This window comes from Bacillus lumedeiriae (genome assembly GCF_044891285.1).
Lineage (GTDB): Bacteria > Bacillota > Bacilli > Bacillales > Domibacillaceae > Pseudobacillus > Pseudobacillus lumedeiriae.
In genome coordinates this window covers 1-276 of sequence record NZ_JAUIYO010000087.1, presented here as the reverse complement: position 1 = coordinate 276, position 276 = coordinate 1, and the positions used below count along the sequence as shown (strand labels likewise).

Here is a 276-nt window from a genome sequence, read left to right as displayed (position 1 = left end):
ATCGCCATTTTAGGTTAAGTTAGAAAGGGCGCACGGTGGATGCCTTGGCACTAGGAGCCGAAGAAGGACGGGACTAACTCCGATATGCTCCGGGGAGCTGTAAGTAAGCATTGATCCGGAGATTTCCGAATGGGGAATATATAAGTAATATCTATTGTTCTTTGAAAACTGGATAATATCGTATAAAAGTAACCAAGCAATAAAACCGAGTGATCGCCATTTTAGGTTAAGTTAGAAAGGGCGCACGGTGGATGCCTTGGCACTAGGAGCCGAAGA

Annotated in this window: 1 rRNA gene; it reads left to right on the top strand. The window is 44.9% G+C overall.

Annotated elements, in window-relative coordinates:
* Nucleotides 1-12 precede the first annotated feature (12 nt).
* Nucleotides 13-276 (top strand): 23S ribosomal RNA (locus QYG89_RS17355); the annotation flags it as partial.